The sequence below is a fragment of the Nannocystis sp. genome (genome assembly GCF_016714285.1).
In the GTDB taxonomy this organism is placed as follows: Bacteria; Myxococcota_A; Polyangia; order Nannocystales; family Nannocystaceae; genus Nannocystis.
On sequence record NZ_JADJNN010000001.1, the window covers coordinates 637,337 to 652,315 of the forward strand.

A 14,979-nucleotide genomic window follows, 5' to 3' on the forward strand; every position below is an offset into this window, starting at 1 on the left:
CCCGCGCTCCGCTTTCTTGGCCCCACGGCCGACCGGCAGTACGGTCACCATCATGCCGCCGCTCCACGGCAATATCTTCAGCGTGGCGCTCGGCGATCTGCTGGGCACCTCCCCCGCCCTCACGCTGGTCCTCGGACTGGTCCACATCGTCGCCGGCTACCGCTGCTGGGTCGGCCTGCTCGGCCTCTACGGCCTGGTGTTCACCGCCACCCTCGGGGCCAGCTTCGCCGAGCACCGCTTCCCCGGCCAGGATCTGCCGCGCCTCTTGATGCAGGCGGGCGCCGGCCTGTTCGGCTTCGGCGCGGTGCTGGCCTTTCATCGCGTCGGCATCTTTGTGCTCGGCGCGCTCGCCGGTGCGGTCGTCGGCGAGCTCATCGGCACCGGCCTCGGCACCGGCGTCAGCGACCCCGTCCTGCTCATCGCGGCGCTCATCGGCGGCAGCATGGCGGTGGCCACCGAGCGCGGGGCGCTGATCCTCGCCACCTCGGTCACCGGCGCGGCCCTCGTCGTCCGCAGCGCCGTCGCGCTCACCCACGGGCCCGCGGCCTGGTCGCTCGGCTCGCTCGACCTGTGGAGCTGGCCAGCGGCGGGACCCTCGCTCGCCTGGCAGCTCGGCGCCGTCGGCTCGCTCGTCCTGCTCGGCGTGCTCGTCCAGCGCCGCAGCTGATCCCTGGCCTGCGGCCTCATTCCTGTTCGTGAGGACATGTCCCTGCGGACAGCCTATGCGCCCGCGCGTCACCCCGGAGGCATCACCGGCGGCTGCCACAGCGCCTTGAAGTTGAGCCCCGCCGGATACGCGTACGAGGTCGCCCAGTCGAGCCCCGCCACCATCACGCCGATCGGCTTGTCCGCCGTGATGAGCTGCGCCCCGTCGACGCAGTCGCCCTCCCCGCTCGCATCATCCAGCTCCACGTAGCCGACCTCGTAGTTGGTCCCCGTCACCGCGGTGAAGTGGTCCGCCGGCACCTCGCCGAGGCACGCCACCGTCACCGTGGTCCCGACCTCGCGGGCGATGATCACGAAGTCTCGCGGGTACGACGTGTCGGTCAGGAACGGGATCTCGAGCAGCCACTGCTCGACCGGCGGCACCTGCAGCATGTACGGGTCTCCGGTCGGCCCCTGGTCGCACATCTGCGGCTGACCGGTCGTCTTGATCACGTTGTAACAGCCGCTCATGTACTGCACGAGCATGAAGGGTTGGTCGCCGCTGGCGACGAAGCTCTCGCTGCTCCCGAACTCCACCACGTCCCCGGCCTTCGCCAGCAGCACCTGGCCGCCCACGTTCGGCTGCGGTGGTTGCAGCGTCACCGTCGTCCCGTCGACCCCGCCGAACAGGCGCCAGCGCACCTCCTCGAGCGACGGGTTCAGGCTCGGCACCCGCTGGGGGTGGCGCGCGCCGACGTAGTGAGTGCCCCACGCCGCCGCCGGGATCACCTGCTCCTCGAGGTGGTCGCACGCGTACCACGGGTCGCCCGGGATGAGCACACAGCTGTCCCCCGAGAACAGCGCGATCGGCTGGTCGGCGCCGACGAAGTAGCCGCTGCCGTCCTTGCCCGGCTGGAACGCCCAGGTGTCGAACGCGTCGAGCATCACGTCCTGGTCCTTCGTCGTCACCTGCGTGCCGTCGGTCAGCGCCACCGCCACCACCCACGCGCCGAAGTCGGTCGGGTAGCCGAGCGCGAAGTACGAGCTGCCGAGCGCCTGCGTCGGCAGCAGCAGGCTCGCCTCGGCCACGTGCGACGGTCCGCCGCCGACCGGGTTTATTTGCATCGCCGTGATCGGCACGTCCGAGCGCACGCGGAAGGCCCCCCGCGCCGTCAGCCCCACCGCCGCCACCGCGTTGTCGCCCGGCAAGATCCCGCCGCTCCCGTTGACCATCACCAGCTGGCTCTGCTTGGGCGCCAGCATCAGCGTCGTCACCTCGCGCAGCGTATCGCCCGGGCCCCGCATGTCCTCGATCGTCACCGTCGCCAACTCCAGCGTCGGGTTGCCGACGCTGATCCCGAAGGCCAGCTCGTTGCTCGCCAGCATCGGCAGGTCGACCGCCCAGAACTCGCAGCCCACGCTGGTCGCCGGCTGCATCGCGATGTTGGCGCAGGTCAGCGGCAGCATCATCCCGTCCGTGTCACCGCCGCCGAAGTCGCCGGCCTGGCCGACATCCAGCTTGAGCTCGCCGCCATCGCTGCTCGCCGCCACCGCGCCGGTGGTCGGCGCCGACTCGCCCTCGCTCGCGCCGCTGGTGCTCGCACTGGTGCTCGTCGGGATCGTCGGGTTCGTCGCCGACACCGTCGCCAGACCGGTCGCCGTCATCGCGGCGCTGTCGTCATGGTCGCCGCCGCCGCTGCCGCAGGCAGCCGTCAGGAGCGCGAGGATCGTCGCCGAAGAGGCCAGTCGCATGCTCGATCGCTAGCACGATCGCCGCGACCCACGCGAGCCCTCAGCGCCTTCGGAGGCGCGCACGCAATCGCCCCGCGACCCGACCCACGACCCGCCCGGCTTCGTCCGGTCGCAGAAACGCCGTGTACGCCGCCAGCACCAGCGGCGTGAACCACACGACGTACATCAGGGCCCCGATCGACGCGTGCATGAGGACCCCGAAGCCGAGCCAGAAGCGGCGCAGGTCGGGGAACACGCGCCGCCCGCTGCCCTCGCGCAGCCACAGCAGCCCGACCATCCCCGCGAACGCGACCTCCCACACCAGCACGAACCACGTCAAGGGCCGCAGCACATACGGCTGCAGCTGCGCCAGCAGCCCCGTGATGTCGACGTGGCGGTTGTAGGGGTTGACCAGCGAGTAGTAGATCGCCGTGCCGTCCGCCTTCCACGTCGGCCCCGACTTGAGCAGCCCGGTCGTCGTGTACATCACCGCGACCTGCAGCTGCAGCACCCGGCGACACCACACCGGCACCGGCCCGCCCTTGCCGCGCCAGCGCGCGTCCAGGCTGAGCCCGCGCCCGCTCGGCGTCAGCGCCAGCCACAGCAGCAGGCAGGTGTGCAGCTGGTCCGGCATCGCGTACAGCAGCGGGTTGCGGCCGACCAGGCTGGCCCACACCACGAAGCTCACCAGCGCCGCCGGGCGCGTGTAGAGCCCGACCAGCCACAGCAGGTGCGCCACCACCCCGAGCCCGAAGATCAGCCGCACCTGCCACGGCTCGTCGAACCACAGGAACAGCGACAGCCGGCTGTGAAACGCCTGCCGCGCGAAGTCCCCCCCGAGCGTCGCGGCCGCCGAGAAGTACTCCTCGATCGCCCCGATGTGGCTGCACAGGCTCAGCGTGAACACGCTGACCAGCGCGATCCGACACAGCCCCAGCGCCGTCGGGGCCTCGTCGCCGGCCAGCGCCGCGTCGAGGAAGCGGGCGATCCGCCCGCGTCGATCGGGCCCGGCCGCACCTGTCCCCGCGGACAGATCGTTATGTCCTCCGCCACCTGTCCCCGCGGACAGATCATCCTGTCCTCCGCCACCTGTCCCCACGGACAGATCGCCCTGTCCTCCGCCACCTGTCCCTACGGACATGTTCACCGCGCGCCCCCCCTGCGCGGCGGCGTCGGCGGCGGCGCCAGCCCGCGGCGCGCCCGGTCGGCCGCGATCATCGCCCGCGCGCTCCACTCGTCGCAGCGCAGCGTCTGCAGCTCGCTGCGCGACACGATGCCGAGCCCCGGCTTGCCCGCGAGTACGGCCGCCGGGTTGGTGAGGCCGCGACGGACCCGCTCGGCGATGATGCGACGCGGCGGCTCGCCGCGGGCCCGGTCCTCGCGCACACACACCGCGCGCAGGTACCAGGTGCGGTGGATCTGCTGCTTCTCCCCGACCACGATCACCCGCCAGATGTCCTCGCGCCGCTTCTGCCAGTCGAGGACCTGCGTCCACCCGGTGTCGGCCTGGATCGCCTCGGCCAGGGGCACGACGCTGCCGTCGGCCAGCTCGGCGCGCAGGCTGAGGTAGCTGTGCGCCCGCACCGGATCCGGCGCGTACATGCTCCACGTCTGCAGCATGCTGATCTTGCGCAGCGGCGCGACCACCATGGTCGCGAGCGACCCGCCGGTGAACGGCAGGATCATCGCCAGCGCGATCAGGATGCCGCTCGCGCTGCGGAACAGACGGACGGTCCAGCTCACACTCGGCCTCGCCTGCTCACCCGCGTCTCCGCCGGCGCAGGCCCAGCAGGCCCAACAGGCCCAGTGGCGCCAGCCAACCCGCGCCGCTCGCCTCGCCGCGACAGGCGCAGCTCGCCGCCGCCTCGCCGATCGCCTGCTCCGGCGCGACCAACCCCCCGGCCTCGCTCTCCGTCTCGGTCGCCGACTCCCCGAGGTCGGCGTCGACGTGCACGTGACCGTCATCGAGGAACTCGGTCGGCAGGCTCTGCACGAGCACGCTCGACGCCGCCGAGTCGTCCGAGCGCAGGCTCGCCAGCGTCACGTGCACGACCTCCCCCGGGCGAAACCCGCGGAGCACCAGCTGGTTGTCGTTGGTCCCGAGCAGCGAGGCGACCAGCAGGTGGTCCCAGTCGCCCTCCACCGACGTCACCTCGCGCACCGACGACTTGCTGCCGCCGTCCGGGTTCTTGTCGAGCGCCGTCAGCGTGTACGTGAACTCCATCGGCTCGTCGGCGCGCTTGAGCAGCACCACGATCCCCGACGGGTTGCCGGGCGCCACGTCGTCGGCGCCCGACTTGAACTTGACCACCACGTTGTCGCTGCCCTCGGGCACCTGGTGGCGCAGCTGCATCGGCCCCGGCAGGAAGGGCGTGACCGCGGCGCCCTTGGGCCGGAGGTGCATGGTGCGCCCGGCGCTCACGCGCTCCGGATCGGTGATGATGCGCGGACAGTCGAACAGGCCGCGCGCCGCGAAGGCCCGGCTCAGGTGCCCGAGCTCGGTCGCCGTCCAGCCCTCGGCCTCGGCCAGCTCGAGCAGCGTCCCGCTCGCGGTCTCGAGGTCGGCGTCGGGCGGGAGCAGCGTCAACAGCTTGAGCAACAGGGGGTCGAGCTTCTCGTGGCCCACCCGCTTGCGGGTCGCCCACATCGCCGCCATGAACGGCTCGCCGTCGTTGTGCACCTGCCCGACCGTGTCGTCGGGGCAGGTCTTCTCGTTCTCGGCGCTGCGGATCGAGCTGCCGTAGCCGGGCCAGAAGCGGGCCACATAGTCGCCGAGCTCCGGCTCGTTGCTGAGCATCACCGAGAAGTAGTCGGCGATCGCCTCGTTCATCCCGCCCGCGTCGACCAGCACCGCGTCGTGCCGCAGCGTGATGTCGCCGAGCCCCGTGGGCGTCAGCACCGAGACCATCCCGTGCCCCAGCTCGTGGTAGACCACGTCGCCGTCGAAGCCGAAGTCGACCGCCGATCCCTGCCCGAAGATCATCGACGCGCCCTCGTCCGGGTCGCAGGTCCCGGTCCAGTAGGCGTTGTTGAGCGGCGTATAGTCGAGGTCCGGGTACGAGGGCGACAGCGTCGGGCTGCGATAGTTGGCGAGCATCGTCGACAGCTCGCACGGAAACGCCGTCACCCCCAGCGCCGCCATCTTGTCGAAGAAGCGCTCCGCGTTCCAGTACATCGACAGCTCGGCGTACTGATCCTCGTCGTCGGCGTTGTCCTCGGGCAGGATGATGTCCGGCAACGGCGGGAAGAAGTCGCCGTCCGCGTTCGACAGCGCCTTGTGCACCGGGTAGCACTTGCCCTCCTTCCACCATTTGGGCAGCGTCGCCGGGTCCTGCTCCACGAGCGTGCAGTTGTAGGATTGCACCCGATCGCCGACCAGCGGCTCCCCGGCGCCCTGCGCGTGCACGCCCGAGAGGCCGACCACGATCGGGTCCGGTGTGATGGCGGGATTGGTCCGGAACACCCGCGCCTTCGAGGCCCGCACGTGCTCCCACTCGGCGAGCACGATGCCGCTGTTCGCCGAGATCCAGACCGTCTTCTTGCTCGGCAGCGGGCCATCCGGACCGATCCCGTCGAGCGACAGCGCCATGTCCACCTCGTACGCCAGCACCGGCACGCCGAGGATGATCAGGTAGACCAGCGTGCCCTCGCCCTTGGCGATCGCCGGACTCGTGAGCCCGCTCGCTACGTGCGCCCGGGCCCGCGCGACCGCGTCGGTCGCGGACACCACGGCCTGGTGCGGCAGCAGCTCTGGCGCCTCCGCGGGCAGCTGTTCGCGCAGCACCTGCGCGCCGACCACCGTCGCGTGGGCCCGTCGCAGCGGGATCCCGTGCAGGGTGAAGCTGCGCTGCCGGATCTCCGGGCCCATCCCGACCAGCGGCGCCACCCGCTCCTGCGCCACGGCCAGGCCCGCCAGCGCGTCCGGCCCGTCTGCGGCCGCCCGCGCCACCCCGGAGCCCAACCCCGACACCAGCCCCGACACCAGCACAGCCAAACCGGCGATCCAACCCGCAGCGACCCCGCCGACGACGCGTCGCCGCGAACCTCGTGCCGTGAACGATCGCGCCCTCACGCGGCCAGGATAGCCCAATGATCGGAAAATTGGCCACCGTCGCCGACGCGGCTACCGTGCCCGCGGTGCCACGCTCCCGTCCTCGCCTCGCCCTCGCCGCGGTCCTCGTCGCCGCGATCGCAGGCGACGCGCGTCCGGCCGCCGCCTCGAGCCTGTGGGTCCACGCCGTGGCGCTCGCAGCCCCGACGGCCCCGGCCGCGACGTCCGACGCCGCGGGCACGGAGCCCGCCACCCTCCAGGCCCGCATCGACGCCGTCCTCGCCGCCCCCTTCCTCACCGGCGCCACCATCGGCGTCCACGTCGTCGACCTCGGCAGCGGCGCCACGCTCTATACCCGCAACGCCGAGCTCGCGCAGAACCCCGCGAGCAACGTCAAGCTGGTCACCACCGCCGCCGCGCTGGCGATCCTCGGCCCCGAGCACCGCTACGTCACCCGCGTGTACGTCGATCGCAAGACCCTGCACGGCCACAGCGTCGACGGCGACCTCTACCTCCGCGGCGGCGGCGACCCGTCCCTGATCACCGCCGACCTCTACCAGCTCGCCAGCGATCTACGCGCCCTCGGCATCCACAAGGTCAGCGGCGGCCTGGTCCTCGACACCAGCCTGTTCGACCGCGACGAGCTCCCGCCCGGCTTCGATCAGAAGGACGAGCTCGCCGCCTACCGCTCGCCCGGTGGGGCGCTCAGCGTCAACTACGGCACCTACGTCGTGCTCGCGCGGCCCGGCGCGAAGGACGGCGAGGCGGCGCTCGCCGCCGTCGATCCGCCGGTGCCCTCGATCCGGCTCGACAACAAGGCCACGACCGTCACCGGCGGGCGCACCCGCCTGCACGTCGCCGTCGAGCCCGACGCGAAGAGCCACCACCTCACGGTCACCCTCAGCGGCAGCATCGGCGTCGACGCCGAGCCGGCCGAGTACCGCTACCCCGTCGCCAGCCCGGCCGAGTACACCGGCGAGGTGTTTCGCCTCGTGCTCGCGCAGCGCGGCGTCAAGCTCGGCAAGCACAGCACGCGCCTCGCCCCGGTCCCCGCCGACGCCGAGCGGGTGGCGATCGCCCGCTCGCAGCCGCTCAGCGTCCTGGTCCGCAGCGTCAACAAGCTCTCCAACAATTACATGGCCGAGCACATCCTCAAGACGCTCGACGCCGCCACCCCCCAGACCTACGCCGGCGGCCTCGTCCGCGTGCGTGCCTGGCTCACCGAGATCGGCGTGCCGGGCGAGGTCCACATGACCAACGGCTCCGGCCTCTACGACAGCAATCGCCTGAGCCCGATCCAGCTGACCCACCTGCTCACCCGCATGCATCGCGACTTCCGCGTCGCCGGCGACTACCTCGCCTCGCTGCCGATCGCCGGCGCCGACGGGACCCTGCGCAACCGCTTCCAGGACACCCCCGCGGTCCGCTTCGTGCGCGCCAAGACCGGCAGCCTCGAGCAGATCTCGAGCCTCAGCGGCTACGCCGGCGCGGTCGGAAAGCCGCCGATCGTGTTCTCGATCCTCATCAGCGGCCTCAGCAAGTGGAAGACCGTGCTCGCCAAGCAGGCGCAGGACCAGATCGCCGGCATGCTCGCCGCCGAGGCCGCCGCGCGCCCGTGATAACCACTCCTGGCGATCCCTCGCCGACGCCACCATGCAGCCCCCGCCCCGTGTCGCCGCCTGCACGCCGCCTCGCCGGCGCGCCCGAGCATCGTCGCTGCGGTGCGAAGCCCAGTGCACACCCGCGAACGAAAAGTGACACGGACGTTTGTGGCCCGTGACATCGGCTCCGCTTTATTTGCCCGCCGGCTGCCGCTGGTCGTATGTTCTGCCGTCGGCGCGTCTGGCCGCCCTCGGAGTGTCGCGATGCAAGTCGGCGTGATCACCAATCCGAACTCGAAGAAAAATTATCGTCGCCCGCAGCGGCGTCGCAGCCTCGAGCAGGCCGTCGGGCGTCACGGCGTCGTCCGCGAGACCCGCAGCCTGGGCGAGCTCCCCGGCGTGTGCGCCGAGCTGCTCGACGCCGGCTGCAAGTACTGGGTCTGCGACGGCGGCGACGGCACGCTGCACTGGGTGCTCAACAGCCTCTACACCGTCGCCCGCGAGCGCAGCGTCGCCGACGCTGCGCCCGTGCTCCCGGTGATCGTCCCCACCAACGGCGGCACCGTCGACTTCGTCGCCCGCAAGGCCGGCCTCAAGGGCGACGCCGATTCGATCGTTCGCCGCCTCGTCGCCCGCCTCGAGCGCGGCGCCCCGATCGCCACCATCGACATCGACACCTGCCGCGTCGTCGGCGACGCCAGCGATGGCACCGTCGATCGTAGCTTCGATCGCATCGGCCTCGCCGCGGCGCTCGGTGGGGCCGCCTCGGCCTTCTTCGATCGCTTCTACGCCCTGCCCAAGGATCGCGGCGCCCTCGCCATCGCCCAGGTCATCGGCGCCGCTGCTGGCTCGGCGCTGGTCCACAGCCTCGCGCCGCCGCTGCGCCGCTTCCTCCCGGACGAGCTCGAGCAGTACGCCGACTTCTTCCGCCCGACCCGCGCCAGCGTCGAGGTCGACGGCCGCGTCCTCCCCTACCACAGCTTCGCGTCGATGCAGATCGGCGCGATCGACATCAACCTCGCCGGCGTCGTGCGCTGCTTCCGGCACGCCAAGGAGGGCGGCGTCCTGCACTTCCAGGCCCTCTCCACCACCCCGATGGGCCTGGTCCGCAACGTCCCCAACATCTTCTTCGGCACCCCGATCGTCGGGGAAAACGTCTACGACGACCGCGCCCGCCGCGTCCGCATCACCGCCGAGCCCGGAGAGCTCCTCGGCCCGGTCATCGACGGCGAGCAATTCTCGGGTCTCGCGCGCCTTGAGCTGTCCCTCGGGCCACCTCTGCGGATCCCCACCCTCGCGAACTGAGGCCCCCCGGGCGCCCAGCCGTTGGCCGGCGGCCGCGGCAAAATCGAGGCGATCTCCCTGCCAGGCCGGCGCGATCAGCGCGAGCGCGGCATTGCCCGCCGCGCGCTTGTGCCCTCGGGAGCGCACGCCCGCCCGGCGCGTCCACGTGCCCGATCTGGCGAATACGCCCGGATTCACACGAATTTGCCGCGTGATCCAGGGCTGATAAAGCGTTCAGGTTAGGGTCTCGATCCAGTATGAGCTGGTCGGATGTTCAGGTACTTCCTGGATCCATGATCCGCCGCCGCCGCTTGATCATCACCCCCGGACCTGGTCGCCAGCTGCCTGATCCCGAGGACCCCAGCCTGCCACAGGTCGCCCCACACCAGCCCGAACCAGCGCCTCCGCTGCCCCCGGCCGATCCGGTCCCGACCCCGCACGACGACGACGAGCCGACCAGCGCCCGCCCGGCAGCCAGGGTCGACGCCTGGCTCCACGGCCTCGGCGTCGCCGCCGACCCCGAGCTCCGGCGCACCTGGCTGGAGCCCCACCTCTGGGCGGCCCTGCGGGCCCACGTCGACGCCGGAATCAGCGAGCGCCGCGCCCGCTGGGCTGCTGCGGGCGCCGCACACGAGCTTCGTTGACATCACCGCGGCCGCGAAGTCACGCCGCGCCGCTTGCCTAAGCGTCGCGCCGCGGGATAGATGGCGCGGCCCCCGAGAACGCCGTCCACATGGCCCGCCGCAACGACATCCGCAACCTCGCCATCATCGCCCACGTCGACCACGGCAAGACCACCCTCGTCGACACCCTGCTCACCGCCGCCGGCGCCTTCGATCGCGGCGAGGGGCAGATCGAGCGGGCCATGGACAGCATGGACCTCGAGCGCGAGCGTGGCATCACGATCACCAGCAAGCCGACCAGCCTCAGCTACAAGGGCGTCCGCATCAACCTGGTCGACACCCCCGGGCACGCCGACTTCGGCGGCGAGGTCGAGCGCGTGCTCAACATGGTCGACGCGGTCCTGCTGGTCGTCGACGCCTTCGAGGGGCCGATGCCGCAGACCCGCTTCGTCACCGAGAAGGCGATCGCCCGCGGCCTCAAGATCCTGCTCGTCGTCAACAAGATCGACCGCCCCGGCTCCGAGCCGCACAAGACCGTCGACGACACCTTCGACCTGCTCGCCAGCATCCCCGGCGCCACCGACGACCAGCTCGACTTCCCGGTCATCTTCTGCAGCGCCCGCGAGCGCTACGCGATGGTGAACCCCGAGGACGAGCGCGGCGACATGACCAAGATCCTCGACTTCATCGTCGAGCGCGCCCCGGGCCCGGAGATCAGCGACGGCGCCCTGGCGATGTGGGTCTCGACCCTCGACTACGACTCCTTCCTCGGCTACGTGGCGATCGGCCGCCTCCAGAGCGGCGAGATCAAGGTCGGCGAGCGCGTCGCCCTGGTCCGCCCGCCGCGGCGCGAGAAGGTCGGCGCCCCGCCCTCGGTCGAGGTGTTCCGCGTCCGCAAGCTGCTCGGCTTCCAGGGCCTGCGTCGCTTCGAGCGCGAGTCGGCCCAGGCCGGCGACATCGTCGCCCTGTCCGGCATGGAGACCCTCGAGGTCGGCGACAGCATCACCACCGAGGACCCGGCCGCCCGCACCATCTTCCCCCGCCTCGACGTCGACCCGCCGACGATGACCATGCGCTTTCGCGTCAACGACGGCCCCTTCGCCGGACGCGAGGGCAAGTACGTCACCTCGCGCAAGCTCGCCGAGCGCCTGGAGCGTGAGATCCGCTCGAACGTCGCCCTCCGCGTCTCGGCTACCGAGTACGCCGAGGAGTTCGAGGTCGCCGGCCGCGGCGAGCTCCACCTCAGCGTCCTCATCGAGACCATGCGCCGCGAGGGCTACGAGCTGTGCGTGTCCCGCCCGCGCGTCATCTTCCGCCGCGACGAGAACGGCGAGGTCAGCGAGCCCTACGAGAACCTCGTCCTGCAGTGCGACACCGAGTACAGCGGCGCCGTGATCGACAAGCTCTCGCAGCGCATGGGCGAGCTGCGGGTGATGGACAGCGCCGGCACCGGCCGCACCCGCCTCGAGTTCAAGATCCCGACGCGCAGCCTGATCGGCTACCGCAGCGAGATGATGACCGACACCCGCGGCACCGGCATCATGGCCACCACCTTCGCCGGCTACGGCGCCTACCAGGGCCCGCTCAAGTCGCGCCCGCGCGGCGTGCTGGTCGCGCTCGAGACCGGCGAGACCTCGAGCTACTCGCTGGCCCGCCTGCAGGACCGCGGCGTCCTCTTCGTCGGCGAGCACATCCCCGTCTACGTCGGCCAGATCGTCGGCGAGCACAGCCGCGACAACGACCTCGTCGTGAACCCCTGCACCGCCAAGAAGTTCACCAACGTGCGCGCCGCCGGCACCGACGAGAAGCTGTTCCTCACCCCCGCGCGGGACTTCAGCCTCGAGCAGGCGCTCGCGTACATCGAGGAGGACGAGCTGCTCGAGATCACGCCGAAGAACATGCGCCTGCGCAAGCGCAACCTCGACCACAACACCCGCCGCCGCGACGCCAAGGCGTCCGTCGCCACCTCGGGATGAGCCGATGAGGGACTGGGTCCGGCTGGGCCCGGCTGAACACAGCCCAGCCCAGCGCGGCTCGCTCGCCTAGATCGTCGTGCCGAGCACCAGGCGGGTCTGGGCCGCCAGGCGGGCCGGCAGCTCCTTCTCGAAGGCGGCCTTGTCGAGCGTGGCGAAGTCGACGCCGCGGAAGAACTCGTCGTAGGTCTTGGCCACCGTCAGGGCCCGCCCGTTGGGCTCGTCGCCCGTGATGGTCCACGGCCCGCCGTCCTCGAGCGTGCTCATGTCGAGGTTGACGATGATCGTCTGCTCGCTGCGAAAGCCGAAGTTGATCACCGTGTTACCGCCCATGCCGTCCGGCTTCTCGGCGGTGCCCGCGAGGTAGATCGACGCGCCCTCGACGTTGGTGAGGTCGCCGATCGGGAAGGGCCCGTCCTCCGCCATCGCCGCGACGGAGCTCTGGTAGCGGCCGTACTCGATGATGAGGTTGCAGTACTCGTTCGCGTGGAGATCCATCAGCGCGAAGTCCGTGACCCGGGCGTCGAGATCCGTCAGGTCCTCGGGAAAGGGCCCGAAGGGCATCCCGAGGGGCACGCCGTCGCCCTCGCAGGGCTCGATCTTCGCCGTGGTCGTGACGACGAAGCCCTCGCTGAGCACGATGTGCCAGCCGAGGTCGTTGTCGAAGATGCGAGCCTCCCCGTCGCCGCCGTAGTCGGGCACCACGCCGTTCTTGTCGCGCGCGCCGTGATGGGCCGCGTTGACCACGGTCTGCACGGCGTAGCCACTGAAGGCCTCACACCCTGTGAGCACGCTCAGGAGGCCCAGCGAAGCACAGCAACCGGACGACCACCGCCACTTGGAATCCCGCATGAAAACCATGTTCCCGAGCGTGCACATTAACAGAGACACGACCCGAAGATAAGCCGCCGGGACCGTGACCCACCGCCCTCCGTGGCGCTGTAACAACCCCGCAGCCCCAGGCGCCCCCCCCCCCGACGGCCTCCGACCGCGAAATCTCAGGACCTGCTGCGCGCCGGGGGCGAAGGCGCCCGCCGCCGTGGCCGCTCGCTGGTCGCGCCCGGACCTCGCCTGGCCTTCGGGACATCTCCCTCGCGGGGCTGCTCGCGGCCCGCACCGGCCCGCACCGGCGCCTCCGGGGGCACCAGACAGTGCGGCCGGTGGCCGATGAGATCGACGCGCCCCGCCTTGCGCAGGGCCAGCCGCGCCAGGTGGTGCTGCGCCGGATCCCAGTACAGCAGCAGCGCCTTCTGCAGCTTCTTCTCCCGCAGATCCTTCGCCGTGTAGACCGGCGCGCGCGTGAACGGGTCGAGGCCGGTGTGGTACATCGCCGTCGCCATCGACATCGGCGTCGGGATGAAGTCCTGCACCTGGCGCGGCCGCATGCCACGAGCCTTGAGGTACAGCGCCAGCTCGATCATGTCGACCAGCGTGCTGCCCGGGTGGCCCGAGATGTAGTACGGGACCAGGTGCTGCTCCTTGCCCGCCTCCTGGCTGGCGCAGGCGAACTGCTCGGCGAAGCGCTCGTAGCTGGCGACCCCTGGCTTCTTCATCTTGTCGAGCACCGCGTCGACCACGTGCTCGGGGGCGACCGAGAGCTGCCCGCCGGTGTGGTGACGCGCCAGCTCCTTGATGAACGCGGGCGATCGCTCGGCGAGGTCGTAGCGCACCCCCGAGGCGATGAACACCCGCTTGATGCCGTCCTCCTTGCGCACGCGCTTGAGCAGGTCGATCAGCGGACCGTGGTCAGTCTGCAGGTTCTCGCACACGCCCGGGTGCACGCACGACAGGCGCCGGCACGCCGACTCGATCGCCTCGCTGCGGCAGCGCATCTGATACATGTTCGCGGTCGGACCGCCGACGTCGCTGATCACCCCGCGGAAGTCGTCCATACGGCGCAGCGCCCTCACCTCGCGCAGCACGCTCTCCGCCGAGCGCGACTGGATGATCCGCCCCTCGTGCTCGGTGATCGAGCAGAAGCTGCAGCCGCCGAAGCAGCCGCGCATCGTCACGATCGAGTGCTTCACCGTCTCGAACGCCGGGATCTTGCGCTCGCCGTAGCTGAAGTGGGCCCGGCGCACGAAGGGCAGGTCGTAGAGCGCGTCCATGTCGGCCGTCTCGAGCGGCCGCGCCGGCGGGTTCAGGTACACCGCCCGCTCGCCGTGCGGCTGCAGCAAGGGCCGACCGTTGCCGGGGTTGGTCTCGTGCTGGAAGGCGCGCGACATCTCGAGGAACGCGGCCTTGTCGTCGCGCACCTCCTCGTAGCTCGGCAGCCACAGCGTCTTGCCGTCGCGGACGTAGCGGCTCTTCTCGAGCGCCTCCCAGTCGCCGGGGTTGCGCAGGTGAGCGGTGCCGCGGACGTCGCGGAGCGCCGTGATCGGCTCGCCCGCCTTCAGCCGCGCCGCGATCTCCCAGATCGGCCGCTCGCCCATGCCGAACACCAGCAGGTCGGCCTTGCTGTCGAGCAGCACGCTGCGCCGGACCTGGTCGCTCCAGTAGTCGTAGTGGGCGATGCGCCGCAGGCTGGCCTCGATGCCCCCGAGCACCACCGGCAGCCCCGGGAAGGCCTGGCGCGCGAGGTTGCTGTAGACCATCGACGCCCGGTTCGGCCGACAGTCGACCGCGCCGTCGGGCGAGTATTGATCCTCGCTGCGCATCTTCTTCTGCGCCGTCAGCTTGTTGAGCATCGAGTCGAGGTTGCCCGCCGTGATGCCGACGAACAGGCGCGGCCGACCGAGGCGCAGCAGATCGGCGGTGTCGTCCCAGCGCGGCTGGGCGATCATCCCGACCCGCAGCCCGCGGCCCTGCAGGAAGCGGCCGATCAGCGCCCCGCCGAACGCCGGATGGTCGACGTAGGCGTCACCGTTGACGATCAGCACGTCGAGCTCGTCCCAGCCGCGCGCGTCCATCTCCTCCCGCGTCATCGGCAGGAAGGCATGGAGATCGCGGGCCGCCTCGTCGCGGGACCTTCGCAGCTGCACGAGCGACATCCGCGGCACCGTAGTGGATCGCCGCCCGCACCGCCAGCGACGCACCCGTGGCGGCGCCCGTGCGCTGGACCACGTCGACGC

The 14,979-nt window shown here is 71.2% G+C and carries 11 protein-coding genes; 5 read left to right on the forward strand and 6 right to left on the reverse strand.

What is annotated here, in order from left to right; genetic code table 11:
• Positions 1-52: 52 nt before the first annotated feature.
• Positions 53-667 (forward strand): TM7S3/TM198-like domain-containing protein, encoded by a 615-nt coding sequence (locus IPJ59_RS02630; protein WP_293254517.1) that lies wholly within the window; start codon positions 53-55, stop codon positions 665-667.
• 68 nt (positions 668-735) lie between these two features.
• Here the strand turns inward: IPJ59_RS02630 and IPJ59_RS02635 are convergent, their stop codons facing one another.
• From IPJ59_RS02635 to IPJ59_RS02650, 4 genes are read right to left on the reverse strand one after another with little or no spacing between them, the layout of a single operon-like run.
• On the reverse strand, positions 736-2,397 hold the full coding sequence (locus IPJ59_RS02635; RefSeq protein ID WP_293269606.1) for an IgGFc-binding protein: 1,662 nt from the start codon (positions 2,395-2,397) through the stop codon (positions 736-738).
• Between the two features lie 40 nt (positions 2,398-2,437).
• On the reverse strand, positions 2,438-3,523 hold the full coding sequence (locus IPJ59_RS02640) for a hypothetical protein (protein WP_463673345.1): 1,086 nt from the start codon (positions 3,521-3,523) through the stop codon (positions 2,438-2,440).
• Positions 3,520-4,119, reverse strand: coding sequence for a hypothetical protein (locus tag IPJ59_RS02645; protein ID WP_293254523.1), 600 nt, complete (start codon positions 4,117-4,119; stop codon positions 3,520-3,522). Before IPJ59_RS02645 ends, IPJ59_RS02640 begins: the two co-directional genes overlap by 4 nt.
• A gap of 16 nt (positions 4,120-4,135) precedes the next feature.
• The gene (locus tag IPJ59_RS02650; RefSeq protein WP_293254526.1) at positions 4,136-6,370 is read right to left on the reverse strand and encodes a gluzincin family metallopeptidase; all 2,235 of its coding nucleotides are present in this window, start codon (positions 6,368-6,370) and stop codon (positions 4,136-4,138) included.
• Between the two features lie 143 nt (positions 6,371-6,513).
• Between IPJ59_RS02650 and dacB the strand changes: the two genes are divergently transcribed.
• From dacB to typA, 4 genes are all read left to right on the forward strand, one after another.
• Positions 6,514-8,046 (forward strand): D-alanyl-D-alanine carboxypeptidase/D-alanyl-D-alanine endopeptidase, encoded by a 1,533-nt coding sequence (gene dacB, locus IPJ59_RS02655; protein WP_293254529.1) that lies wholly within the window; start codon positions 6,514-6,516, stop codon positions 8,044-8,046.
• Between the two features lie 246 nt (positions 8,047-8,292).
• Positions 8,293-9,333: a diacylglycerol/lipid kinase family protein gene (locus IPJ59_RS02660; protein ID WP_293254532.1), complete on the forward strand. Its 1,041-nt coding sequence runs from the start codon at positions 8,293-8,295 to the stop codon at positions 9,331-9,333.
• A gap of 272 nt (positions 9,334-9,605) precedes the next feature.
• Positions 9,606-9,956: a hypothetical protein gene (locus IPJ59_RS02665; RefSeq protein WP_293254535.1), complete on the forward strand. Its 351-nt coding sequence runs from the start codon at positions 9,606-9,608 to the stop codon at positions 9,954-9,956.
• Positions 9,957-10,045: 89 nt separating this feature from the next.
• Complete coding sequence (gene typA, locus IPJ59_RS02670; protein WP_293269607.1) at positions 10,046-11,911, forward strand: translational GTPase TypA; 1,866 nt, start codon at positions 10,046-10,048, stop codon at positions 11,909-11,911.
• Positions 11,912-11,977: 66 nt separating this feature from the next.
• Here typA and IPJ59_RS02675 read toward each other — a convergent pair whose 3' ends face one another.
• Both IPJ59_RS02675 and IPJ59_RS02680 read right to left on the reverse strand, forming a co-directional pair.
• Positions 11,978-12,700, reverse strand: a complete 723-nt coding sequence (locus tag IPJ59_RS02675) for a hypothetical protein (protein ID WP_293254541.1) — start codon at positions 12,698-12,700, stop codon at positions 11,978-11,980.
• 206 nt (positions 12,701-12,906) lie between these two features.
• Positions 12,907-14,898, reverse strand: a complete 1,992-nt coding sequence (locus tag IPJ59_RS02680) for a YgiQ family radical SAM protein (RefSeq protein WP_293269609.1) — start codon at positions 14,896-14,898, stop codon at positions 12,907-12,909.
• Positions 14,899-14,979: the final 81 nt, after the last annotated feature.

Excerpts from the sequence above, each read along its gene's own strand:
- IPJ59_RS02630 (WP_293254517.1), top strand. The coding sequence starts at position 53 with ATGCCGCCGCTCCACGGCAATATCTTCAGCGTGGCGCTCGGCGATCTG.
- IPJ59_RS02635 (WP_293269606.1), bottom strand. The coding sequence starts at position 2,397 with ATGCGACTGGCCTCTTCGGCGACGATCCTCGCGCTCCTGACGGCTGCC.
- IPJ59_RS02660 (WP_293254532.1), top strand. The coding sequence starts at position 8,293 with ATGCAAGTCGGCGTGATCACCAATCCGAACTCGAAGAAAAATTATCGT.
- IPJ59_RS02665 (WP_293254535.1), top strand. The coding sequence starts at position 9,606 with ATGATCCGCCGCCGCCGCTTGATCATCACCCCCGGACCTGGTCGCCAG.
- typA (WP_293269607.1), top strand. The coding sequence starts at position 10,046 with ATGGCCCGCCGCAACGACATCCGCAACCTCGCCATCATCGCCCACGTC.
- IPJ59_RS02680 (WP_293269609.1), bottom strand. The coding sequence starts at position 14,898 with ATGTCGCTCGTGCAGCTGCGAAGGTCCCGCGACGAGGCGGCCCGCGAT.